Here is a 24,289-nt window from a genome sequence, read left to right on the forward strand (position 1 = left end):
CCCCATGAGCAGAATTGTTTTGACCGTAGCCTTTGTCCTGGGCCTGGTGGCCGTCCTCTGGGTGGGGGTGGGTTTTGTGGGTTCCAGCGTGCTGGCGCTGACCATGAGCGTGGTGATTGGCGCTGTCTACGTGCTCGGCGCCATGGAGATCCGGCGTTTTCGCAGCGTCACCGCCTCGATACAAACGGCGCTGGCCCACATTCCGCAGCCCCTGGTGCAGCTGGACGACTGGCTCTCCGGCCTGCACCCTTCGGTGCAAAACGCTGTGCGCGCCCGCGTGGAAGGCGAGCGCGTGGCCCTGCCCGGTCTGGCGCTGACGCCCTACCTGGTGGGCTTGCTCGTCATGCTGGGCATGCTGGGCACCTTTCTGGGCATGGTCGTCACGTTCAAGGGCGCGGTGTTTGCGCTGGACGGCTCCACCGATCTGCAGGCCATTCGCTCGGCGCTGGCCGCCCCCATCAAGGGGCTGGGCCTGGCCTTCGGCACCTCGGTGGCCGGTGTGGCGGCATCGGCCATGCTGGGCCTCATGTCGGCCATCAGCCGGCGCGAGCGCCTGGGCGTGGTGCGCCAGCTGGACGCGCAGATCGCCACCCGTTTGCGGCCGTTTTCGCTCGCCCACCAGCGCCAGGAAAGCTTGAAGGCGCTGCAGTCGCAAGCCCAGGCGCTGCCCGATGTGGTCCACCAGTTGCAGACCCTGATGGCGCACATCGAACAGCGCAGCGAACAACTGGACGCGCAATTGCTGAGCCGCCAGGCGCAGTTTCACAGCGAGGTGTCGGTGGCCTACACCGGGCTGGCCAGCGCGGTGGCCACGTCGCTGCAAGACAGCCTGAGCGCCAGCGCCCGCGTGGCCGGCGAGAGCCTGAAGCCGGTGGTTGAGTCCGCCATGGCGGCCATCGCCCAAGAGTCGGCACGTCAGCACGGGCGCGTGAGCGACGCGGTGCAAACCCAACTGAACGGCATGGCCACCCAGCTGGGCGCCACCGCCAACACCCTGGCCGACACCTGGACCAGCGCCTTGGCGCAGCACGCACGCACCAGCGAACAACAGGTGAGCGGGCTCGACCGTGCACTGAACGCCTTCACCCACACCTTTGAAGCACGCGCCGCTGCCTTGCTGGGCAGCGTGCAAGCCACTGCGGCCCAGTCGCTGGCGGAGCTGGCTCAGGCCGAGCAGCACAAGCAGGCCGCGTGGGCGCAATCGCTGCAAGCGCTGGCCACCACACTGCAGGGCGAATGGCAGCAGGCCGGCGCGCAAACGCTGGCCCAGCAACAGGCCGTGTGCCAGGCGCTGGAGCACACCGCCACCACCGTCAGCGAACGCGTCAGCCAGCAGGCCGGCCGCAGCCTCGACGACATGGCGCGCTTGCTCGCCCAGTCCGAAGAACTGGTGCGCGCCCGCACCGAGTCTGAAGCCCGCTGGGCCCAAGACCACGGTCAGCGCATGGACGCACTGGCCGCGCTGTGGTGCACCGAACTGGGCGCCCTGCGCAGCGACGAAGCCACACGCGCCCAGGCCGCCACCGAGCGCCTGGAAGCCCTGCACACCACGCTGGCCAGCCAGCTGGCCGCGCTGCGCAGCGACGAATCCACCCGTGGCGACGCGGCGGTGGGCCGCCTGGAAAGCCTGCAAACCGCGCTCAGCAACCACCTGACGACCCTGCGCGCCGAAGAAGCGGCCCGGGGCGAAGCCGCTGTGAGCCGGCTGGGCGAGCTGCAGGCCGCCCTGGCCAGCCACCTGGCCACGCTGGGCACCGCGCTGGAAACCCCCATGACCCGCCTGCTGGAAACCGCCTCAGAAGCGCCCCGCGCTGCGGCCGAGGTGATTGCCCAGATGCGCCAGGAAATGGGTCACATCACCGAACGCGACAACCTGGCCCTGCAAGAACGCACCAGCCTGGTGGCCCAGCTCGCCGCACTGCTGCACACCGTGCAGCAGGCCACGGGCGAACAGCGCGCCGCCATCGAGTCGCTGGTGGCCTCAGCCGCCACGGTCATGGAGCAAGCCAGCGGCCAGTTTGCCCAGACGCTGGGCGCGCAGGCCGGCCGTGTGGACGCGGTGGCTGCCCACGTCAACGCCAGCGCGGTTGAGCTGAGCAGCCTGGGCGAGTCGTTCGGCCACGGCGTGCAGCTGTTCAGCGCCAGCAACCAGCAGCTGATGGACAGCCTGCAGCGCATTGAAAGCGCGATCCAGCAGTCGATGGCACGCAGCGACGACCAGCTGGGCTACTACGTGGCGCAGGCGCGCGAGGTGATCGACCTCAGCATCAGCGCCCAGCAAGGCATTGTGGAAGACCTGCGCCGGCTGCACAGCCAGCCTGCAGCGCAGCCGGTGGGAGCCGCGGGATGACCGACCTGGACGACCGCGACGACGGCCTGGAGCAGACCGCGCCGGTCTGGGCCGTTTTTGGCGACCTGATGTCGGGCCTGCTGGGCGCCTTTGTGCTCATTTTGGTGGGCGTGCTGGTGGTTCAGATGGACCTGATGAGCAACCTGGCGTCAGAAATTGCCAAGCGCGAGGCCGAAGAGCAGCGCCGCATGGCGCTGGAAAAAGCCCTGGCCATTCCGCTGCAAACCGGCCGCGTCACGCTCAACAACGGCCGCATTGGCATCAGCGGCAGCGTGTTGTTTCCGCTCAATTCCGACGAACTGCGCCCCGACGGACGCCAGCTGCTCAAGAGCCTGGTGCCGCCGCTGCAGGTGTACCTGGGCGAACGCGACGAGATGCTGATGGTGAGCGGCTTCACCGACGACCGCCCGATCCAGGAAGGCAACCGGCGTTATGCGGACAACCTGGAGCTGTCGGCACAGCGCGCGCTCACCGTGACCCGCGCACTGATGGATGAAGGCATGCCGCCCTCGCGCGTGTTTGCCGCAGCGTTTGGCGCCGAGCAGCCCGTGGCCTCCAACGCGGAAGAACAGGGCCGCACCCTGAACCGCCGGGTGGAAATGGCGCCGGTGCCCAAAACCGCCCAACCTCCCTCAGCCAAGCCATGAACGAGCCGCTGGCCGCGCTGGCCGACCTGCGCAGCGCAGGCGCCCACCAGCTGGACCCCATGCGCTTCCACTACCTGGACGCGCTGGCCAGCCGCGCGCAAACGGCCGCGCCGGCGGTGCAGGCCGTGCTGGCTGCCACGCTGGGCGCAGCCCTGGCCGACTACCAGCACCGCTTCGCCCACGCGCAGCAGACGCGCCACAACCCAGAAAACCACCCGGCGGCCCAAGCGACCGAAAGCAACCGCGAGCGGCGCCAGCGGCTGGGTGCGCAACAGCGTCCCAACGCCAGTGCGGCCGAATCGCCCCTGGCCGAGCTGACCCGCTACATCGAGCGCGTGCGGCAACTGCCGGCCGACGACCCGCTGGAGCATGGCGCCCAGCCCCACCAGCACACCCAGCCCGAGCTGAACAGCGTGCGCCGGTTTCGGGAAACCTGGTCCCGCATCAGCGCGGAAGACCAGGTGGATCTGGCGGTGGAACGTGGCCCCGAAAATGCCGGGCCACTCAACTCGCACCTGCTGGTGCTGCGCTCGCTGGCGCTCATGCGCGAGCTGTCGCCCGACTACCTGCGGCGCTTCCTGACGCACGCCGACACCTTGCTCTGGATCGAGCAGGCCAGCGCCCGGCTCAAGCCCGCTGCGGCCAAGCCAAAGCCCAAGCCTGCGCGCGCCGTGCGGGCCAAAAAGCCAGGCTAGAACCCGGTCTGCATCCGCTCTTCGCGCGGCACCGGGCTGGCTTTGGCCAGCGCCATCCACACATGAAACGGCAGGCGCTCCATGCCCCGGCGCGGCGCTTCGCGGACCACCGTCAGCGCGTCTGGCGTGGCCAGCATCACACCGCATTCGGGTGGAATCTCGTCAGGTTCGCCAATCGGGCGGCCCCGGGCGTCGTGCCCCAGCACATACCAGCAAGCGCTGGCCAGCCCCAGATAAGCTGCGCGTTTGGCGGGCTTCTTCAAATCGCCCAGCAGGTCGGCGCGGTTCACCTTGATCTCGTGCACCACCGGCTCCAGGTAGGCTTCCACCGAGCTGCGGCGTATGGAAAACACATCAGGGCAAGCCATGCACCAGGCGTGTTCGGGCTGGTCCGGCACCGCATCGGTTTCATCGTCGTCAAACGCGCACAACTGCGCCACCGGCTCGGCCACCACCGCAGGCAACACGCCATCGTCCAACGGCCCGCCCTGCAACAGGGTGCGCGGCAGCGGCACCCGCAGCGCCAGCCCGCGCCAGGCCAGGCGCCCGGCGCGGCCCATGGCCACCGCCACCTGTTCCACCAGCGCTTCGTGTGGTGAGCGCGCCGCCTTGTTGCTGGCAAACACCTGTGCCAGCGTCTGAATGCCGGCGTCGGTCACGCGCAGCGTCTCGTGGCCCTGTGTTGACAGCACCCGCTCCACCTGCCCGGCAGCGAGCAGTTCCACTTCCAGCAGGTCTTGGCAGGGCCAGCCGGACGAGCGGTAGATCTCGCGCAGGCGCTGGTGGTGGCGGCGGGTCAGGTTGGGCACAAAGGAACTCATCAACTGACTATATATCCAGTACGATGCCACCCCAATACCCTCGCCCATTTTGAACACCGCTACACCCCGCCTGGAAGCCGAAGCCGCCGAAGACGCCCCGCTTGGCGTGGTGGCGGTGCGCGCACTGTGCGACTTTGCCGCCCGTGCGGGCGACCTGGACCTGCGCTTCACCCCTTCGCCCAGCGGCAGCGAGGGCGTGGCCGGGCACAGCGAAGTCACGTCGCGGCGGGGCGCCGGCTACCAGCGCGAACTGCCGCTGAGCGCGGTGTGGGGCGGCCTGCGCGTGCAAGGCCGGGCCGATGGGTTTGATTCCGTGGCCCTGCGGCTGGAAGAAATCAAAACCCACCGCGGCGACCCGGCTTTGATGGGCGCCAACCAGCGTGCACTGCACTGGGCGCAAGCCCGCGTGTACGGCCACATGCTGTGCGAGCAACTGGCGCTGGACGGGCTGGAGCTGGCGCTCGTTTACTTCAACATCGACACCGGGCAAGAAACTCCGCTCAGCCAATGGCACAGCGCACCCGAACTGCGCGGGTTTTTTGAAGACCTGTGCAGCCGCTACGCGGGCTGGGCGCGGGCCGAGCGCGCGCACCGCCTAGCCCGCGACGCGGCGCTGCGCGAGCTGGCTTTTCCGTTTGACGCTTTTCGCACCGGGCAGCGCGCGCTGGCCGAAGCGGTGTACCGCAGCCACAGCAACGGCCGGGTGCTGATGGCGCAGGCGCCCACCGGTATTGGTAAAACCATGGCCACGCTGTTTGCCGCGCTCAAGGCCGCGCCCGGCAACGGCCAAGGCCAGGGCACCGACAAGCTGTTTTACCTGACCGCCAAAACCCCCGGTCGCCAGCTGGCGCTGGACGCGCTGAGCAAGCTCAGCCAGGCCGACACGCCGCAGGCAATGCCACTGCGGGTGCTGGAACGGGTGGCGCGCGACAAAGCCTGCGAACACCCGGACAAAGCCTGCCACGGCGACAGCTGCCCGCTGGCGCAAGGCTTTTACGACCGCCTGCCCGATGCCCGCCAGGCCGCCGCCCAGGCCCGCTGGCTCGACAAAGCCGCGCTGCGCAGCGTGGCACTGGAACACACCGTGTGCCCTTATTACCTGGGGCAAGAAATGCTGCGCTGGACCGATGTGGCGGTGGGCGACTTCAACCACTACTTTGACCACGGCGCCGCCTGGCACGCGCTGACCGAAGTCAACGGCTGGCGCGTGAGCCTGCTGGTGGACGAAGCGCACAACCTGATCGAGCGCGCAAGGCTGATGCACAGCGCGACGATGGAACCCGCGGCCTTCCAGGCGCTGCGCCAGAGCGCGCCCGCCGCGCTGAAAAAGCCGCTGGACAAACTGCAACGCCGCTGGGGCACGCTGGCCAAAACGCAAACCCAAGACCACGAAGTGCTGCCCGACGTGCCCGGCGACTTCATCACCACGCTGCAACAGCTGTGCAGCGACATCGGCGACCATTTCGCCCAGCACCCGCAGGACGCGGTGGACGGCCCGCTGCAGCGCTGGTGGTTTGAAGCGCTGCACTTTCTGCGCGTGGTCGAGCCGTTTGGCGAACATTCGCTGTGCGACCTCACGCGTGACACCGGCACCGGGCGGGCGAAGCACCCGGCGCTGGCCATTCGCAACGTGGTGCCCGGCCCGCTGCTGGCGCCGCGCTGGGCCGCCGCGCACAGCGCCACGCTGTTTTCAGCCACGCTCGCGCCCATGGACTACGTGGCCCACATGCTCGGCCTCCCCGCCGACACGCTTCGGCTCGATGCGCCGTCGCCCTTCAAGGCGGCGCAGCTTGCGGTGCACATCACGCCGCACATTTCCACCCGCTACAGCCACCGCCTGGCCTCGCTCACCCCACTGGCCGACACCTTGGCCGCGCAGTTCCGCGCCGAGCCGGGCAACTACCTGGCCTTTTTCAGCAGCTTCGACTACCTGCAACAAGCGCTGGACCGGCTGCGCATGCAGCATGGCGACATCCCCGTGTGGGCGCAGTCGCGCGGCATGAGCGAACCAGACCGCGAAGCCTTCGTGGCGCGCTTCACCGAACACAGCCAGGGCATTGGCTTTGCCGTGCTGGGCGGTGCGTTTGGCGAAGGCATCGACCTGCCGGGCCGCCGCCTGATTGGCGCCTTTATTGCCACGCTGGGCCTGCCGCAGGTGAACCCGGTGAACGAGCAAATGCGCGCACGGCTGCAAGCCCTGTTTGGCCGCGGCTACGACTACGCTTACCTGTTTCCGGGTTTGCAAAAAGTGGTGCAAGCGGCCGGCCGCGTGATCCGCACCGAACAAGACCACGGCACCGTGTGGCTGCTGGACGACCGCTTTGCGCGGCCCGAGGTGCGCCGGCTGCTGCCCGCGTGGTGGGCCGTGCCCATGCCCCGGCGCGCGCCAACTGTCATATAGTGCGGCCCACCGTGTGGCCTGCCGCCACCACCTTGCGCCCACCCCCATGCCCGACACCCACCCCGCCCCTGCAGCCCCGCACGAGAGCCCCACGCCGGAAAGCGCCATCGGCCTGCACGCCGAGCCCGGGCACCTCATCCGCCGCGCCCACCAGCTCGCGGTGGCCACCTTTCACGACACCCACGGACGCCAGATCACGCCGGTGCAATACGCGCTGCTGCGCGCGCTGCAAGAAGAGCCCGGACTGGACCAGGTGACGCTCGCGCAGCGGGTGGCGCTGGACACGTCCACCACCGCCGACATTGCCACCCGGCTTGAAGGCAAGGGCTGGATCGTGCGCGAGCTGCTGGCACGGCGCCAGCGCAGCCTGCGCCTCACGCCCGAGGGCGAGGCCATGCTGAGCGACATGCTGCCGCGCGTGGCCCCCATGTACCAGCAGCTGCTGCAACCCCTTTCGCCCGCTGAGCAAGCCGAATTTTTGCGCCTGCTGCGCAAGTTTGTGCAACTCAGCAACGCGCCCACCGACCCCGAAACCGAGGGAAAACCCGCATATTGAAACACTTGGGTTTGCCACTTCATGCCTCTACAATCTGCTTCATTCAGCATACTGAATGAAGCAGATTCCCACACACCCGGAGACGCCATGTTCCCCCTCAACACCTGGTACGTCGCTGCCCGCAGCGAAGAAATCCCCGCCGACCGTCCACTCGGTCGACGCGTCTGCAACCAGCCCATGGCGTTCTTCCGCAACAGCGCGGGCGTGGTGGCTTCGGTGCTCGACTTCTGCCCCCACCGGGGCGCGCCGCTCTCGCTGGGTAAGGTCGAAGGCGACACCCTGGTCTGCGGCTACCACGGCCTGGCCATGGGCTGCGACGGCAAAACCGTCTCCATGCCGTGCCAGCGCGTACGCGGCTTTCCGGCCATTCGCAGCTTCCCCGTCCACGAGGCGCACGGCTTCGTGTGGGTCTGGCCGGGTGACGCGGCGCTGGCCGACACCGCCCTGCTGCCCCAGTTTGAATGGCAGGGCAACCCCGCCTTTGGCTACGGCGGCGGGCTGTACCACATTGCCTGCGACTACCGGCTCATGGTGGACAACCTGATGGACCTGACGCACGAAACCTATGTGCACAGCAACAGCATTGGCCAGAAAGAAATTGACGAAGTGCCGTGCCAGACCCGGGTGGACGGTGACCACGTCATCACCGAGCGCTACATGCAAGGCATTGAGGCGCCGCCATTCTGGAAAATGGCGCTGCGCCTGAACGACCTGCCCGACGACCAGCCGGTAGACCGCTGGCAGATCTGCCACTTCACGCCGCCCAGCCACGTGATGATCGAAGTGGGCGTGGCACTGGCCGGCCACGGCGGCCACGCGGCCCCGGACGAGGTGAAAGCCGCCAGCTGGGTGGTGGACTTCATCACGCCCGAAACCGACACCTCCATGCACTACTTCTGGGGCATGGCGCGCAAGTTCAAGCCACAAGACCCGTCGCTCACCGACCAGATCCGCGAAGGCCAGGGCAAGATTTTTTCGGAAGACCTGGAGATGCTGGAACGCCAGCAAAAAAACCTGAGCGCCTTCCCCGACCGCAAACTGCTGATGCTCAACATCGACGCCGGCGGCGTGCAGTCGCGCCGGGTGATTGACCGCCGGATTGCCGCCGAACAAGGCACCGCCCCATGAGCCAGCCCAGCCCCACCCTGGCCGTGCGCGTGGCCAGCAAGCGCACCGAAGCGCTCGACATTTGCAGCCTGGAACTGGTGGCCGCTGACGGCACCACCCTGCCCGCCTTCACCGCCGGCGCCCACATCGACGTGCACCTGCCCGGCGGCCTGGTGCGCCCATATTCCCTGTGCAACCCGCCCAGCGACACCGGCCGCTACGTCATCGGCGTGCTGCGCGACGCCCATTCGCGCGGCGGCTCGGTGGCGGTGCACGACGCCGTGAGCGAAGGCACCGTGCTTCAAATAAGCCCGCCCAAAAACCACTTTCCCCTGGCGCCCGACGCCGACCACCACCTGCTGCTGGGCGGCGGCATCGGCATCACACCGCTGCTGGCCATGGCCGAGCACCTGGCCAGCCAGGGGGAAAGCTTCGAGCTGCACCACAGCACCCGCTCGCGCGAGCGCACCCCGTTCACCCAGCGCCTGGCCACCGCCAGCTTTGCCCGCCATGTGCACCACCACTTTGACGACGGCCACGACACCCAAAAGCTGGACATCGCCGCCACACTGAAAAAAACCAGCCCCGGCACCCACCTGTATGTGTGCGGCCCGCAAGGCTTTATGGACGCCGTGCTCGGCGCCGCCCGCGCCCAAGGCTGGCCCGAACAGCGCCTGCACCACGAATACTTCAGCGCCGCCCCGGTAGACACCGCAGGCGACGGCAGCTTTGAACTGGAAGTGGCCAGCACCGGCCAGGTGATTGCCGTGGCCCCCGCCCAGACCGCCCTGCAAGCCCTGCTGGCTGCGGGTTTTGACATTCCCATGTCGTGCGAACAAGGCGTGTGCGGCACCTGCCTGACCGGCGTGAAAGCCGGCACCCCCGAACACCGCGACCACTACCTCACCCCCGAAGAACAAGCCGCCAACGACCAGTTTTTGCCCTGTTGCTCGCGGGCGAAGAGTGGGCGGCTGGTGCTGGATTTGTAGCCGTTGGGTTCGGGGTGGGGCGCGCTCACCTCAAGACCAGGGGCTCACAGGTGCGGCCCTTTCCAAAGCGTCAAAACCCATCTGCTGAGCGAGAGAGCTGTCCTAAGTCTCCGAGTCAAAAGGCATGACCCAAGACACACAGACACGCGCCGCCAGACTCGAATCGGTGATTGAGTCCGTGACCCATCTATTTATTGGGGGTACAATAATTATATGAAAATCGAGTTCGACGAGGCCAAGCGCGGCAAAACGCTGCTGGAGCGTGGTTTGGACTTTGCACATGCAGAAGCCGTTTTTGAAGGCCTGCATTTCACAGCGCAAGACACGAGAGTGAGCTACGAAGAAGATCGATTCATCACCGTAGGATGGCTGGACGCCCGTTTGGTGGTTTTGGTCTGGACACCGCGCGGCGCGGCACGCCGCATCATCAGCATGAGGAAAGCCAATGACCGGGAAAAAACGCTCTATGCCAGTTACCTGGAATGATCCGGACGATGCGCCAGAGTTAACAGATGCATTTTTCAAGGCCGCCGACCTGTACGAGGGCAGCAAACCGAAACCTCGGGGGCGCCCCAAAGCAGCCACAACCAAGGAGCCCGTCAAGCTGCGGCTAGACGCCGATGTGCTGGCCGCACTGCGTGCCAGTGGTGAGGGGTGGCAGACACGCATCAACGACACCTTGCGGGCTGCACTCAGCCTGGCCGGACGGGTCTGAACCCAAGGCCCACAGCCGCCTTGCTGGACACAACCCGCACCCAAGGCTGGCCGCCTTGAACTGGCAGCACCCCAAACTGCGTCCTCTGGCCCCTCCCCATAAAAGTCCAAGCTCGCAGATAAGTGCTTTGCACGAACGGCCCAAAGGCCAACTCAGCACTTTCATTGCCAACCCACCCAGGTTGACGCTCACCGCCGGTGCGCCCAAACGCATGGCCATTCCCTTGGGCCAAGCCCACTTCTTCAGCAACGTCACCGCCCAGAAGGTGCTTGAAGCCAGGCTGGCGCTGAGCGTTCCCGATGTGAGCGCGCGTCGCATCCTCAAAGAAGTCACCACCCGGCTGCCGGCAGCGTTAAGCAAAGAAATGGCTGACATTCGAAAGCACCATGCCCAGGCGCCGGAAGCGGTCAGAGTTCACCATGGGCCGAAGACCGGCAAACGGCTGCACCCCCAGTCACCGCCACCGTTCAGCCACCCCGCAGTCGGGGCACCTGGGTTTCAATGTGTTTTAACAGCTCGGGCCAGATGCGCTCTGCCGCTGTTTTTTTGAACACCCCGAAATGCCCTACCTTGCGGTGCCCCACCGCGTGCGGGTGAAGATGCAAGCGCTCTACCCGACCCGCTGACCCCGCAAAACAAGCGGCCAGCCCATTGACCGCCGCGACCGGGCCAAACGTTTTGTCGTCGTCGATGCTCCACATCTGCATGTGACCGCGAAACGCCTGCGGCTGGTACCAGCCTGCGCAGGCCGGGTCGTCCCGGAAGTAGCCCGGTGACAGGCCGCAGCGAGACCAGTCCAGCGCGGCGGCGCCCGGCAAAGCTTCGCCGGCCCGTCCAACGCACACACCAAGGTACCCAACGCCCGAAAAAAACACGGGTCACCGTGCGGTGCCAACCGAACGGCCACAGCGTCCAGTACCCGAATTGCGAACCCACCGTGATCGCGGCATCGATCCGCTCCAGGCCTTGCACCATCGGCGAGCCATTACCCCCAGCGAATGGCCCACCCACAGCACCGGCAACGCGTGCCCATGCTCGGTGCAGCCAGCGCAAGCCGCCTGCAACGCACCCGACAGGTCGTGACGCACCCATTCGCGCATGCCCGTGCGTCCTGTGGCCGCGCGGTGGGCGCCCATGCCCCGGTAGTCAAAACACAGCACGCGGTATCCCCGCTGGGCCTGCCACCGCGCAAAGGCATGGTAATAACGCTGCGGCACCCCGGTCGCCGGTGCAATCACCGCAATGGCCTGCGGCGCACGGTGCTGCGGATCGAACCAGTGGCCGTGCAGCGGATGCCCGTCGCTCGCACCAAACACCAGGGGCTGCATGGCCACCGTGCTTGGGGTCGGCGGGTCGGGCGGCGCGTGCGCCGAGTCCTTCGGCGGCAGCTGGGCATGCAGGTGCGCGAGGTGGGGCGAGGCTTGGGGGGCAGCCGTGTGCCATTCAGAGGTCATGTGCTTTTGGGGTGGTGCGTTGAGGTGTTTGGAATGTTAGATTTGCGCCATAAGCCTGAAGAGTGGGTCTCTGCTTGCCAGACTGGTGAGAAAAAATTGACAAAAAACGCCCGAACTGTCTGCCACCCGGTTGCATCAGCAACGACAGGCGCAGGCACTGGACGCCAACGCGCTGGAACTGTTTGCCCGCGTGCTGGAAGCCGGCAGTTTTTCGCGCGCTGCGCGGCAGCTGGGCCTGATACGGGTGGCCATCAGCCGCCGGGTGGCCAGCATGGAACAGCTGGTGGGCCACCAACCCTTGCTGGCGCGCACCACCCGATCGCTGGGCCTGACGGAAGCCGGGCGCGTGCCGTGCACGAAGCGGCCGACGCCGCACGCATGGTGCTGCGCAAAGAAGGGGATGCCCTGCAAGGCCGGCTGCGCATCACCACCATGCGCGCGTTCGGGCACAGCGTGCTGGTCCCTTTGCTGGCCGATTTCGGGCATGAACACCCTGGGGTGGCCATGGAACTGCTGTTCACCGAGCGGCGTGTGGACCTGATCCGGGAAGGCGTGGATGTGGCCTTTCGCGTCACCCGAAAACCGCATGAAGACTGCGTGGCTCAGCCCGTGCTGCGGTTTCGCGTCGGTGCTTACGCGGCCGTTGGCCCTGTGTTGCCCGACCCGCAAGGCCTGCAGGCGCGGCCCATGCTGATGCTGGAAGGCGGCGCGCAAACCTGGCCGCTGCAATGGCGGCGTCTGCAAGACGACCACCGAACCCTGGTGGAGCTGTCGTCACACATCAGCGCAGACAACCTGGAGGTGCTGGTCGAACTGGCACGCCGAGGACAGGGTGTGGTGCTGGCGCCCGACTTCTGCGTGCGCGACGACGTGGCGGCCGGGCGTTTGCTGAACCTGCTGCCCGACTGGGAATTACCGATTGCCGAAGGCCACTGCGTGCAGGCCTTGACCCTGCCCGTGCACACAGCGGGCGCCAACGCACGCGCCTTGGTCCGCATGGTGGCGCAGCGCCTGGGCCCTTAATGGCGAGCTGGCTGCAACCTGCTGCCGCCGCACCGGGCTGCACGGCACGCCAACGCTCAGGGCCGGTACAGCGCACACAGCTTGTTGCCGTCTGGGTCGCGCACGTAAGACAAATGCAGCGCACCCATGGCGCCCTGGCGCAACCCAGGCGCGTCCTCAACCGACGTGCCGCCATGCGCCACAGCCACATCGTGAAACGTTTTCACCTGCTCGGCCGACGTGCACTTGAAACCAATGGTGCCGCCGTTGGCGCCGGTGGCGGCTTCGCCGTTGATGGGCTCCGTCACGCAAAACGTACCGCCGTCATGGCGGTAAAAAAGCCGGGTGTGGCCGCTGCTGGCCACATTGCGCACCGGCTCGCCCACGCCGAGCACGCCCAGTGCCGCGTCATAAAACCGTTTTGAGCGCTCGATGTCGTTGGAACCGACCATGATGTGGTTGAACATGTTTTCTTGTCTCCTGAGTTGTTGGGTTTGACTGGCCCCGCTGGTTGGAAGCCATGGCAGTCGCATGACAGATCTGTTTGCGCCACGCCGAAGGTAATGGATTCGCCAAGACCTGCGGTGCCTGGTGGATATAGCGCAGGGTTCTAGAGGCATAACGCAGCCGGAGAGCAGCAACAATAGCGGAAAAAAAGTGGACCCTGCACCGGCCATGTCTGGGAGGTTGGTGTTGGTTTGTCGGAGTTACGCGCGCGGTTAATAGCCGTTCACCCATGTCACAGGGCCGCAAACTGAAGCCCTGTGTCTTTGGCCAAAAGGCCAGCGTGCGCAAGACTCAAAAGGCTGAAACTGCTGCAAAGTGCACCGACACTCAAGGGTGAGTTGCCCCGACCGCATGCGCATAACGGACACTTGGCGTGTGCTGGTTGACCCCTGCCGACCCGTTGCTGTCACCCAACCCATCGAACCCGAGGCTCAATGCGTTCATAACTGAGTGATCACGCTCTCGCACTGCTGGACACGACTTATTCTCTGCCAGTCACGGCGAAGAAACCCCGCGCAGTCAAAGCCGCATCCTTTTCAGGTGTACAAAAATGCGCTTCAAGTTCGGTAGTTTGGCCTGATTTCAGCCGCGATACAGTGGATAAACAAGTTGTATTGCACTCCCAAGAAGGCAACCTACCTTTCGCCAGCATGCTTCTCCTGGGGGGTCGCACAGCACATCTACACCTGCCTGCCGACGAGGCGGATGAATCACAGACGACAACCACTTCGAAAGAAACTTGTGGTCGGTGAAAGCTGTCGCGAAAACTAGCGGTAACATAAATACCTTACATAATATTTTATTTAGGGTATGGCTATGTCACAAAAAGAGCTGGTTCGCGCCTTCGTCGCCTACTCGTCACGTGATACTCACCTCGCTGAACTGATAAACGTCGGCGTTTCAAAAGCGAATCGCAAAGTCGGCAAACGAATTCAGTACGAACCGTGGGTCTTCAATGACATCGCTGGAAATCCGCTCATTTCCCCCATTTTGGAGGGTATTGAAGCATCAGAATATATAGTAGCAGACATCACCTACCTGAACTTGAATGTTGTATATGAGGTGGGATTCGCTATTGGTCGATCCAAGAGATGTTTTTTGGTAAGGCATGAGGGCACTGAGGGTGATCAAAAGGTTGCTCGAGAGGCTGGTATCTTTGATACCTTAGGATATGACTCCTATGCGAATGACGATGCACTGGCCAATTCCCTTAGTGCCTATATCGATCCTACTCCGCTGTCGATTCCCACTGCATTAGATCGACTTGCACCTGTATATGTTGTTGAGCCGCAAACCAAGAGTGGAATCGGCACATTGATGACGTCTCGGCTAAAAAAGGCACGCTATAAATATAGAAGTTTCAATCCTGCTGAAGACACTAGACTTTCGGCTCCAGATGCAATTCGTCAAGTCGCATGTTCATCAGGGGTGCTTCTATCGCTTCTTGATGGTGATGCGGAGGCAAACTTAATTCACGATGTGCGCACTCTATTTGTCGCTGGACTCGCACATGGAATGGGGAAGCCTACATTAATTTTGTCCCACTCGAGTTCCAAAGTCCCGCTTGATGTTCGGGATTCAGTAAGAACTTACGTGCGCCAAGAGGATATCGTTCAGCATATTGGCGCATTCTCTTTGGAGATCACTGAATATCTGCAGCAGGGCGATCCAAGCCCGCGGCGGAATCTGACGAAACTTCAATCGCTACAGATAGGTGATCCAACTGCAGAAAACGAGATGACCACTCTCGGAAGCTACTTTCTTGCAACTGATCAATTTAGCAAAGCGCTCAGAGGTGAAGTTAATTTGGTCGTAGGACGAAAAGGGGCTGGCAAGACAGCGCTTTTTATTCAAATGAGAGATAGAATTCGACGCGATAAGAGTAATGTCGTACTTGATTTGAAGCCTGAAGGCTATCAACTTCTTAAGCTAAAAGAGGATATTCTTGCGCACCTAACACAAGGCGCCAGTCATCATCTAGTAACTGCATTTTGGGAGTACTTGATACTCCTTGAGATAACTTACAAGCTTCTAGAAAAAGATCAAAGTGCCCACAAGTTTAATCACGAAATACGTGATTTATATCTAGATCTGGAGCGAACGTACCGTACTGAAGGTTACTCAGTTGAGGGAGATTTTTCAGAGCGCCTGTTGGCTCTTTCTCAAAAAATTGCGCTCGAATACGGTCAGCGTTATGGTAATGCGGATGGGACTAAACTCACGACTGACGACGTTACGCAACTTGTATATTCTCACGACATAAAATCGCTGCGTGCTCAAGTTAATGCTTATCTTGAGCATAAACAAGATGTGTGGGTGCTTTTTGATAACCTTGACAAAGGATGGAGTACTCAGGGTGTTGATGTCGTAGATGCAATGGTCTTGCGGTGCTTAATTGATGCCGGACGCAAAGTTGAACGTGACATGCGCAAAGCTGGAAATAGTGTTCATTGCCTTGTATTTATACGAAATGATGTATATGAGCACTTGATGCGACAGAGTGCAGACTATGGAAAAGAGATGCGAGTCACCTTGGACTGGACCGATCCAGATATGCTGAGAGAATTGTTGCGCCTGCGATTGGTTTCGACGCTTTCGGAAGAATCTGGAGATCTGTCGTTTGACCAAATTTGGCGGCAGCTTTGTGTGTCTCATTACTCGCTGACGGGCGAGGAAACCTCCTCCTATATTATTGATAGATCCCTAATGCGCCCTCGAAATGTAATCAAGATATTTGCTCATTCACGAGGCTTTGCGGCCAATTTGGCCCATTCAAAAATTGAGGATGCTGATCTAGAGAAGGGTATCAAAGCCTACTCCCAAGATCTATTAATTGAGCTAGATCACGAGCTGTCTGATGTTTTCCCTGCTGGAAGGGATCTTTTATATCAATTTATCGATGCGCCGCCTCAGATGTCTCGCCATCACTTGAGCGAATTGATTGAGTCCGGAGGAATAGACTCCAGTGAGACTGAGAAGGTGATTGATTTTTTCCTTTACTATGGCATTCTCGGAGTAAAAACAGCAGAGGACCATGTTCATTATATCTTCAACGTTAATTATGATTTAAAGCTTCTTCGAATTCGAGCAGCTCGAATTCCTGATGGCGATGTATATGTAATGAATCCAGCGTTTCGACCAGCGTTGGGAATAAAAGAGTCAGCATAGATGAGGTGTTGATCTCATCTTTATTGATCGAGTGAGTCCTGTTCGAGTTCAATCACCCAAGGCAAATTCGAGCCAAAATGATGTTGCTTACTGACATCCGTGCAAGCGACCGTATCTGGCCGAGACCACCGGTCCTTGCCCGTCCCAGGAAGCCGACACTCACAGCAGTGCCGGATCATCCGGCCGCTTTTTCAGACCCAACCCGGCACAAGTCGACCCACTCCAGCCGTCCGTTTGCCAAGAAGTAGTCCCTCGTAGCTCAGATGGATCGAAAATGGATGCACAAGGAGCAGCACGGGAACCAGAAGGTCGAACGCGGCCAGTGTCGGCCCACCCCAACGGTACACGTCATAATTCAAAACCATGCAAGTAAAAGCAAGCCTCATTGCAATCGCGATCTCAGCCCTTGCACTAAATGCGGCTGCCACTTCCCAGCCGACTGAAATTCCGGTGATGCTAGTCTGTACCAAAGGAAAATTTGAAGCTATCCTTAATCCAATCGCATGGAGAACAGGTGAATTGGTAGTCCTCTCAATGGGAGTGCACGGCGGGAAGGACGGAGCGGGGTTGGGCCGAATTTCGGAGTACTTCGAAGACGGAAGCTTCGTGGCCAACTTTTTTCTTAACTCCCAAATGCAGCTCCCGAGCGACGGACCAAGAACAACGATTCGGTACATCGCTAGAGATCGCCTTGCACTAATCCTGGTCAACCCTCAAGGCCAATCCGCCGGTTATCAAGTCCAGGCTGATTGCATAACGCGCGTGCCGGTCAGGAAATAAGCGCTGCGAGGTCGAACCCTTCCAGCGAGCGGATCCGCAAGGGCAAGCCGCGATGCGCTCCTTGTTCGTTTCCCGCTCCGCGCTGCGCGCGCATCACACGTCGTGCGCCTGCTTTCCCTTAGGGCTGCGACAGCTCCTGACCGAAAGTAGCTCTCCCAGGCGAAAGCCACCCTCCCATCCGCCCAAAGCAAAACCACTCAAACCTTAGCGCCCAAAACCTCACGGCACGAACGTCGCCCGCGCCACCGCATTCGCTTCCACCTGCACCGGGTTGAACCACCACGCCGTGCGCTGGCCTGCTGCCCACAGGCGGGCCTGGTCGTTTTGGTGGGGTTGAAAGTGGCGTTCGCTCACGCCGCCGGCCAGCACGGCTTCTATTTTGTCGGGGTCGCCAAAGTCCACCACCAGCTGCATGGAGGCAAAAAACTTGGTGTCGAACGGGGCCATGAAGTCGTACACACCGCGGTTCAGGGTTTCGCCGCTGCCGGACTTGTCTAGCGAAAAACCGCCCACCATTTCTTGCCCGGCGCCTTTGCGGCGCAGCGGGCTCACAAAGGCGAGGCGGTGGGCTTTGCCCCATTGCCATGTCGACACGTCTTTGCCTTGCTGGGCTTCGATGGTGGCGCGGGCGCGTGGGGCGGCGCTGCGGATCACGTCCGTCAGGGTTTCCTGGCGGTCGGGGGTGCGCACGTCGTCAAACCACGGGGCGTTGGGTGTGGCCACCAGGGCGCCAAAGCGCTGTTGCCAAAAGTACCAGCTTGAAAGCATGTCGCCCGCGGTATCCGTGCCCAGCTCGTCCACAAAGGTGCCCAGCGCCACTTCGCGGTAGAGCGCCTGGTACACCAGGGGCGCAGCGGCTTCGGCGCGGTCCACGCCGTCCCAGGCGGCGAGCAGTGCGGCCAGGTCGGCCTGGGCCGGGTCGTTTTGCAGGGCGGCCACCATCAGGGGGCGCAGCACGTCGCTTTGCAGGTTGCGGTCGTCGCGCATCAGGGCCCAGTGGTCGTCTACCCGCATCTGGGTGGCGCTGCCCAGCACCTGGCTCATGCGCTGGTAGCGGTAGTCGGGCGCCACGTAGTTGGTGTAGTACCAGGGGAAGCCGTCGGGGCGCGTGTCGTGGTTGGCGGTGCCCACCCAGGCGCGTGCGGGGTTCAGCTGGCCGGGCATGCGATCTTTGGGTATGAAGCCGGTCCAGTCGTCGCTGCCGTCGGCCGGGGGCAGGCGGGGCGCGCTGCCGTCGGCCCCGGCGCGCACAGGCACGGCGCCGCTGGCGCGGTGGCCGATGGCGCCTTGCGCGTCGGCAAACACGAAGTTGAACATCATGAGGTCGATCTTTTGCACCTCGGCGTCGAAGGCGGTGGCGTTGGGGGCGGTCAAGAAACCTTCCAGGCCAATGACCGGGCCAAGCACTTCGGCGTCGGTAGAGCGCAGCACCAGCAACTTGTCGCCCTTGGGGCCGAGGCCGGGGTGGTCGCTGATGACGGGGCCGCGGCGGGTGCTGCGCACGGTGAGTGCGTGCTCACGCACACCGCCGGGGGCTGCACTGTCTTTCACGCGAATGGTTTCGTTCACGGTGCCAAAGGGCACGCTGCGCCCGCCGTCCAGGTAGTGCTGGGGGTTGGCCGGGTCCAGCGTTTCGATGTAGAGGTCTTGCACGTCGCCGTAGGCGTTGGTCACGCCAAAAGCCACATGCTGCGTGCGGCCCACCAAGATGCCGGGCACGCCGGGCAGCGCCGCGCCCACGGCCTGTATGCCGGGGGCAAACAGGCCCACGGGGTGCCACATGCCGGGCAAGATGCGGTTGTCCAGGTGGGGGTCGTTGGCCAGCATGGCCTGGCCCGAGGCGCTGCGCGAGGGGCCCACGGCCCAGTTGTTGGAGCCCAGGCCTTGGTGGTTCAGGGTGCCGGGGCGCACCAGCAGGTGGTCCCAGTTGAGGCCGAGCGCGGCGGTGTGTTCCGCAGTGGGGCCTGGCTGTGCGGCCTGGCGGCGCACGCTGCTGTCGGGCCAGTCGGGGTTGTTGAGCAGCGGAAACAGTTCGCGGGCGCGCTCCAGGCCTATCTGGTCAATCAGCTTTTGTGCCACCACTTCGGTTTTGAAATTGGTGGCGTGGGTGTAGTGCACAAAATGCACCAGCGTCACCAGGTCGGCCACGCTCCAGGGCCGGGGCGCCAGGCCGGCAACGCGCAGCTCAACGGGGTGGTCGGCGGTGTGCTCGCTCACATAGGCGTTCACGCCGTCCACATAGGGCTGTAGAAACGCGCGGGTTTCGGCGGATATGTTTTGCGCATGGCGCTCGCCGTTGCGGCTGATGCCGAGCACGCGCATGCGGATGTCGCCGGTCAAGGCCGCTTCGCCAAAGCTGGCGGCCAGCTCGCCGCGCCAGGTGGCGCGGAACAGCTCCATTTGCATCAGCCGGTGCTGCGCGGTCACGAAACCCTGGGCACGAAACAGGTCGGGTGTGTTGGCAGCAAACAGGTAGGGCACGCCGTTGCCGTCGCGCAGCACCTTCACCGGCGCGGTGAGGCCGCTGAGCTTGAGCTCGCCGTCCACCTGGGCGCGGCCCGAAGCGCGCAACACACCATAGGCGGCCAGCGCAGCCAGCAAAACCAGCACCAGCACGGCCGCCACCAGCCATTTGAGGGTTCGGACCACGGGCGTCTCCTTGTTGCGTTGTGGGCGCAAATGTTACCCCTGGGCTTGCGCCGGGCGTGTCACGGGCAGGCGCGCAAGGCGGCCAGCGGCTCAGCGGTAGCTGGCCAGGTGAATGCTGGTTTCGGTGCCGCGAATGCCGCTGATGAGGCGCACGCGCTCCAGCACGTCTGACAGTTCTTTCATGCTCCCCACTTCCAGCTCGGCCAACAGGTCCCAGCGGCCGTTGGTGTCGTGCAGGGCGGCCACGCCGGGCTCGCCCAGCAGGCTGGCGATCACCAGCCGGGTCTGGTTGCCTTCCACCTGCACGCTCATCCAGGCCTTGATGCGTTCGGGCTGCGCCTCGGGTTTCAGGCGCACGGTGTAGCCCACGATCACCTGCGTGTCTTCCAGTTTGCGCAGCCGGTTGGTGACGGTGCCGCGCGACACCTTGAGCTTGTGCGCGAGGTCGGCCACAGAGAGGCGGGCGTCTTGCCGCAGCAAGGCAATGAGTTGCTGGTCGAGCTGGTCCATGGTCAAAACGCCAATCAAGCTTGTCTAAATGTGCAATTTTCTGCCATTTCTTTACTTTATTGCCGATTTTCATTGACGCGCCAACCCGCGAAACTGGGTGCACGGCTTGGCGAACCGACGCCAGCCCCCAAGAGACAAGCATGAACCACACCGACCTGACCCGATTCAAAGACACCGGCACCCTGTATCTGAGCGCGCCCGAAGCCGCCGAGCTGGTGGGCCGCCTGGGCTTGCGGCACTGCCTGCAGCACATGGCCGAGCACATCCGCGCCGACTTTCTGCGCTGGGCCGACTTCGACAAAACCGCCCGCGTGGCGGCCCATTCCAAAGACGGCGTGATTGAGCTCATGCCGGTGGCGGACGACCACCGCTACAGCTTCAAATATGTGAATGGCCACCCGGGCAACACGCGTTTGGGGCTTTCCACCGTGATGGCGTTTGGCGTGCTGGCCGACGTGGACACCGGCGCCCCGCTGTTTCTGAGCGAGCTCACGCTCACCACCGCGCTGCGCACGGCGGCCATGTCGGCCCTGGCCGCCCAAACGCTGGCCCGCCCGGACAGCCGCGTGATGGCGCTCATTGGCAACGGCGCGCAGAGCGAGTTTCAGGTGCTGGCGTTTCAGCACCTGGTGGGCATTACCACCCTGCGGGTGTTTGACGTGGACCCCGCCGCCAGCGCCAAGCTGGTGGCCAACCTGCAAGGCAGCGGCCTGCACATCACCGTGTGCGCCAGCACCGCCGAAGCGGTGCAAGGCGCCGACATTGTGACCACGGTGACTGCCGACAAGGCCATGGCGCTGATCCTCACGCCCGAGATGATTCAACCCGGCATGCACCTGAACGCGGTGGGCGGCGACTGCCCGGGCAAGACCGAGCTGCACGGCGACATCTTGAATGCGGCCAAGGTGTTTGTGGAATACGAACCGCAGTCGCGCATGGAAGGCGAAATACAGCACCAGCCGGCCGACTTTGCCGTGACCGAACTCTGGCAGGTGCTGCGTGGCGAAAAGCCCGGACGCGACCACGCCGAGCAGATCACCGTGTTTGACTCGGTGGGCTTCGCGCTGGAAGACTTTTCGGCCCTGCGCTTCATGATGGACAGCGCGGTTGCACTGGGCATGGGCGAGCGCATGGCGCTGATACCGCAGCTGGCCAACCCGAAGAACCTGTTTGGGATGTTGGCTGCGCCCGCTTCAGTGACCCATCAGCTGACGCAGATCGCAGCGACCGCACACACCTGATCAAGCGATCAGTCGTCGTCGCCCAGTTCGGCGCTCCAGCCGGCGGCCTTGGCACGCTGCACCGCTTCGTGGTGGATGCGCGCGTGGCGCTGCGCCAGTTCGGGCGGCAGGCGGCTGGGCAACTGGCCGTAGGGCTCCCAGGCCTGGTGCACCTGCTCAAACAGGTTTTGCATGTCGCCGGCGCTTTTGCCGGCAAACGTGTCGCCCTCGGGCAGCACGCCCAACACCCAGGCGTCGCGGATGATGCGCCCGGTCATGGTCATGCCGTGGTTTTCTTCTTGGTCCATGCCGGCGTAGCTGTGGGTGCGGGTGTGAATCATGGGAACGGGTACTTTCAATTTATCGGGTGAGGCCAGCATAAAGCAGGGGCAGTTTTTCGGGCAGGCGTTCCACTTTGTCCACCACCATGTAGTGGCGCTCGCCAAAGATGCGGCGCACGTACTGATCGGCGCGCGGGTCCAGGCTCATGCAGTAGGTGGTCACGCCGCTGCGCCCGGCTTCTTCTACGGCTTTTTTGGTGTCGTGGCGCAGGTACTGCGGGTCGCGCACGTCCACATCCGCCGGCTCGCCGTCGGTGATGACGAGCAACAGTTTCTTGCTGCTGCGCTGCGCCTTCAGCGCCGTGGTGGCGTGCCGGATGGCCGCGCCCATGCGGGTGGAAAGCTGGCCCTCCATGCCGGCCAGGCGCGCCTTGGCCAGGTCGTCATAGGGCTGGTCAAAGTCCTTGAAGCGCCAGTAATTCACGTCGTGCCGACCGTCGGAGCAGAAGCCGTGGATGGCAAACGGATCGCCCACTTTCTGGATCGCGTCGGCCAGCAGCGCGCAGGCCGTGCGGGTGAGGTCGAGCACCGTGTGTTCCTGTCCGGCCACCTTGTCATTGGTTGATTGGGAAAGATCCAGCAGCACCAGCACCGAGAGGTCGCGCGTCTTGCGCACGCTGCGCATCATGATGCGCGGGTCGGGCTGGCGGCCCATGCGCATGTCGATCACCGAGGCCAGCGCGGCGTTCAAATCAATCTCGTCACCGTCTTCAAGCTTGCGGATGCGTTGCACGCCCTGCGGCTGCATGGCGTCCAGGATGACTTTCATGCGCCCGATCAAGCGCCGGTGTTCGGCGAGGATGCCGTCGATCACCGCCGCGTCACCGGCCTTGGCGCGGCGCTCCTGCACCGTGGCCCAGGCCGGGCGTTCGAGCTGGATCATGTGGTCCCACTCGCCGTAGTGCACCGGCGGCAGCACCGGCTCGCGCCCTTCGCTTTCATTGAAGGACACGCCCAGGTCTTCGTAGGGAAACAGCTCGGTGCCGAGCACCCAGATTTCCTGCGCGTCGTCGCCCGCGCCCTCCACCTCCAGCTCGTTGACGAACTGCATCAGGTTGACCTGCTTGCGCAGCTGCTGCGGCGGCTCGTAGCCGGCGGCGATGCTGCGTTCGAAGTCGAAGCCGTCAAAGGCCCAGAAGTAGCGGTTGTCGTCGCGGTAGGCCGCGGTCTGCATGTCGGTGCGCGGCTGATAGCTGGGGCCCTGCGTCAGTTCGCGGTAGCTGTGCGCCAGCTGCACGCCGATGTCCCACGACACGGTGTTGTCGTGCGGATCGGTCTGTATGTGCGGCAGCGCTTCAGCCAACAGGCTGCGGCCCTGGGCGATCCAGGGGTGGGCGTCTTCGTAGGCGGGGTCGAGCAGCGCGCGCGCCAGGCGGTTCAGCCAGTCACCCGCCGTGCTGCCTTGTGAAGCCTGCGCGGTGTGCAGCTGTGCCCAGAGTGGGCGCAGGCCCGGAAAGCGTGCCAGTGTCAGCGCCTCCACACGCGCGTCTTCCACCAGCCCGATCAACGCCATCTGCCACGGGTTGAGCGACTCGGCCGAGATCGGCTGGCGCGTGAACACCACATGGGCCGCGGCGTGCGCGGCGGCAGCGCGGTACAGCTGTGTGGCGTCCACCGTGCCGGCGCTGCCCTCCACCGCGTCGTAGGCATCGGGCAGGTGGATGAAATAGTCCTCGATGAAGGGGCGGTAGCCCTCGCGGCTTTCATAGTCACCCGCCGTGGGCCGCATGAAAAAGTCGCGGCCCCACAGCGCACGCAAATACATGTTGATGCGCCGCTGCACGTCCACCAGCAGCGTGCCCTTGCGCTCTTGCTGCAGCATGGCCAGCGACGCTTTGGACTGCAGGCCGAAGTAGGCGATCTGCTCTTCGTACTGGGTGCGGTGCGCCTGCGCGCCCCAGGTGGCCCAGCGCCGCAGACCGCCCAGCGTGAGCTGGCTGAAGAGCGCGTCGAGCTGGCCCAGCATGGGTCGCAGGCCGCGCGGGGCTTGTGCGACGAGCGTATTGAGGAACTGCAGGTACTGCAGGAACAGCGCGCCATCGGCCAGTCGGCGTGCGGCCGTGGGCGCGGTGGCCAGCACCAGTTCGATCACCGCGCCCGAGGTCTTGGAAGCGAGCAGCAGCGCGGTGGTGGCAAGTTCGCCCACCACGTCTTCGCCCGCTTCTTTCGCCACCTGCGGCGCCCCGTCGATCCAGGCGTTCACCAGTTCGTGCCCACGCCCCAAGCCACGCAGCGCGGCCGCGCCTTTCACGTAGTTGTCCAGTCCACGCGCCGAGAACACCTTGGTCGCCTCGTGCCAGCTGTGCTCCAGCAACTCGCGCGAGGCGGGTTCCAGTTGATCGATCCACTCGGCGTGATCGTGCAGGTGAACGCTCAT

20 protein-coding genes and 1 pseudogene are annotated in these 24,289 nt (G+C 63.8%); 14 read left to right on the plus strand and 7 right to left on the minus strand.

The genetic code is table 11. The annotated features are described in order from the left end of the window. The first annotated feature begins 4 nt into the window (after positions 1-4). The 3 genes from ACTG4K_RS15170 to ACTG4K_RS15180 are packed head-to-tail and all read left to right on the plus strand — an operon-like array spanning position 5 to position 3,692. Positions 5-2,350 (plus strand): DUF802 domain-containing protein, encoded by a 2,346-nt coding sequence (locus ACTG4K_RS15170; RefSeq protein WP_439115047.1) that lies wholly within the window; start codon positions 5-7, stop codon positions 2,348-2,350. Continuing rightward, positions 2,347-2,997 carry an OmpA family protein gene (locus ACTG4K_RS15175; RefSeq protein WP_439115048.1) on the plus strand — a complete coding sequence of 217 codons (651 nt, stop codon included), beginning with the start codon at positions 2,347-2,349 and terminating at the stop codon, positions 2,995-2,997. Before ACTG4K_RS15170 ends, ACTG4K_RS15175 begins: the two co-directional genes overlap by 4 nt. Further along, the gene (locus ACTG4K_RS15180) at positions 2,994-3,692 is read left to right on the plus strand and encodes a DUF2894 domain-containing protein (RefSeq protein ID WP_439115049.1); all 699 of its coding nucleotides are present in this window, start codon (positions 2,994-2,996) and stop codon (positions 3,690-3,692) included. Before ACTG4K_RS15175 ends, ACTG4K_RS15180 begins: the two co-directional genes overlap by 4 nt. Here ACTG4K_RS15180 and ACTG4K_RS15185 read toward each other — a convergent pair. Then, positions 3,689-4,513: a hypothetical protein gene (locus ACTG4K_RS15185; protein WP_439115050.1), complete on the minus strand. Its 825-nt coding sequence runs from the start codon at positions 4,511-4,513 to the stop codon at positions 3,689-3,691. The two genes, ACTG4K_RS15180 and ACTG4K_RS15185, sit on opposite strands and share 4 nt — an antisense overlap. A 49-nt stretch (positions 4,514-4,562) precedes the next feature. On the opposite strand from ACTG4K_RS15185, the gene ACTG4K_RS15190 reads away from it, so the two are divergent. From ACTG4K_RS15190 to ACTG4K_RS15220, 7 genes are all read left to right on the plus strand, one after another. After that, entirely contained in the window at positions 4,563-6,914 is a 2,352-nt protein-coding gene (locus ACTG4K_RS15190) for a helicase C-terminal domain-containing protein (protein ID WP_439115051.1), read from the plus strand. A gap of 46 nt (positions 6,915-6,960) precedes the next feature. Next, positions 6,961-7,470, plus strand: coding sequence for a MarR family winged helix-turn-helix transcriptional regulator (locus ACTG4K_RS15195; RefSeq protein WP_439115052.1), 510 nt, complete (start codon positions 6,961-6,963; stop codon positions 7,468-7,470). 87 nt (positions 7,471-7,557) lie between these two features. Continuing rightward, a complete protein-coding gene (locus ACTG4K_RS15200; protein ID WP_439115053.1) occupies positions 7,558-8,598 on the plus strand; it encodes an aromatic ring-hydroxylating dioxygenase subunit alpha in 1,041 nt (346 codons plus the stop codon). Then, entirely contained in the window at positions 8,595-9,566 is a 972-nt protein-coding gene (locus tag ACTG4K_RS15205) for a PDR/VanB family oxidoreductase (protein WP_439115054.1), read from the plus strand. Before ACTG4K_RS15200 ends, ACTG4K_RS15205 begins: the two co-directional genes overlap by 4 nt. Before the next feature lie 213 nt (positions 9,567-9,779). Further along, on the plus strand, positions 9,780-10,052 hold the full coding sequence (locus ACTG4K_RS15210; RefSeq protein ID WP_439115055.1) for a BrnT family toxin: 273 nt from the start codon (positions 9,780-9,782) through the stop codon (positions 10,050-10,052). Next, positions 10,033-10,281 (plus strand): BrnA antitoxin family protein, encoded by a 249-nt coding sequence (locus ACTG4K_RS15215; protein WP_439115056.1) that lies wholly within the window; start codon positions 10,033-10,035, stop codon positions 10,279-10,281. Before ACTG4K_RS15210 ends, ACTG4K_RS15215 begins: the two co-directional genes overlap by 20 nt. Before the next feature lie 211 nt (positions 10,282-10,492). After that, the gene (locus ACTG4K_RS15220) at positions 10,493-10,831 is read left to right on the plus strand and encodes a hypothetical protein (protein ID WP_439115057.1); all 339 of its coding nucleotides are present in this window, start codon (positions 10,493-10,495) and stop codon (positions 10,829-10,831) included. 328 nt (positions 10,832-11,159) lie between these two features. Here the strand turns inward: ACTG4K_RS15220 and ACTG4K_RS15225 are convergent, their stop codons facing one another. Next, positions 11,160-11,735 (minus strand): serine aminopeptidase domain-containing protein, encoded by a 576-nt coding sequence (locus ACTG4K_RS15225; RefSeq protein ID WP_439115058.1) that lies wholly within the window; start codon positions 11,733-11,735, stop codon positions 11,160-11,162. Between the two features lie 130 nt (positions 11,736-11,865). On the opposite strand from ACTG4K_RS15225, the pseudogene ACTG4K_RS15230 reads away from it, so the two are divergent. Continuing rightward, positions 11,866-12,069 (plus strand): annotated as a pseudogene (locus tag ACTG4K_RS15230) (helix-turn-helix domain-containing protein); the annotation flags it as partial. A gap of 17 nt (positions 12,070-12,086) precedes the next feature. After that, positions 12,087-12,758 carry a substrate binding domain-containing protein gene (locus ACTG4K_RS15235; RefSeq protein WP_439115059.1) on the plus strand — a complete coding sequence of 224 codons (672 nt, stop codon included), beginning with the start codon at positions 12,087-12,089 and terminating at the stop codon, positions 12,756-12,758. A gap of 56 nt (positions 12,759-12,814) precedes the next feature. Here the strand turns inward: ACTG4K_RS15235 and ACTG4K_RS15240 are convergent, their stop codons facing one another. Next, positions 12,815-13,204, minus strand: coding sequence for a VOC family protein (locus tag ACTG4K_RS15240; protein ID WP_439115060.1), 390 nt, complete (start codon positions 13,202-13,204; stop codon positions 12,815-12,817). Between the two features lie 856 nt (positions 13,205-14,060). Between ACTG4K_RS15240 and ACTG4K_RS15245 the strand changes: the two genes are divergently transcribed. Next, a complete protein-coding gene (locus tag ACTG4K_RS15245; protein ID WP_439115061.1) occupies positions 14,061-16,412 on the plus strand; it encodes a P-loop ATPase, Sll1717 family in 2,352 nt (783 codons plus the stop codon). Positions 16,413-17,411: 999 nt separating this feature from the next. On the opposite strand, the gene ACTG4K_RS15250 is transcribed toward ACTG4K_RS15245, so the two are convergent. Together ACTG4K_RS15250 and ACTG4K_RS15255 are read right to left on the minus strand one after the other, a co-directional pair. Beyond that, positions 17,412-19,841, minus strand: a complete 2,430-nt coding sequence (locus tag ACTG4K_RS15250; RefSeq protein WP_439115062.1) for a penicillin acylase family protein — start codon at positions 19,839-19,841, stop codon at positions 17,412-17,414. 90 nt (positions 19,842-19,931) lie between these two features. Then, positions 19,932-20,351, minus strand: coding sequence for an Lrp/AsnC family transcriptional regulator (locus tag ACTG4K_RS15255; protein WP_291102053.1), 420 nt, complete (start codon positions 20,349-20,351; stop codon positions 19,932-19,934). A 140-nt stretch (positions 20,352-20,491) separates the two neighbouring features. Between ACTG4K_RS15255 and ACTG4K_RS15260 the strand changes: the two genes are divergently transcribed. Further along, positions 20,492-21,592, plus strand: coding sequence for an ornithine cyclodeaminase (locus tag ACTG4K_RS15260; protein WP_439115063.1), 1,101 nt, complete (start codon positions 20,492-20,494; stop codon positions 21,590-21,592). An 8-nt stretch (positions 21,593-21,600) separates the two neighbouring features. On the opposite strand, the gene ACTG4K_RS15265 is transcribed toward ACTG4K_RS15260, so the two are convergent. Next, the gene (locus ACTG4K_RS15265; protein WP_439115064.1) at positions 21,601-21,912 is read right to left on the minus strand and encodes a hypothetical protein; all 312 of its coding nucleotides are present in this window, start codon (positions 21,910-21,912) and stop codon (positions 21,601-21,603) included. Between the two features lie 19 nt (positions 21,913-21,931). Beyond that, on the minus strand, positions 21,932-24,289 hold the full coding sequence (locus ACTG4K_RS15270; RefSeq protein WP_439115065.1) for a nitric oxide reductase activation protein NorD: 2,358 nt from the start codon (positions 24,287-24,289) through the stop codon (positions 21,932-21,934).

Origin of the sequence: Hydrogenophaga sp. (assembly GCF_965657535.1) — a bacterium.
GTDB lineage: Bacteria > Pseudomonadota > Gammaproteobacteria > Burkholderiales > Burkholderiaceae_C > Hydrogenophaga.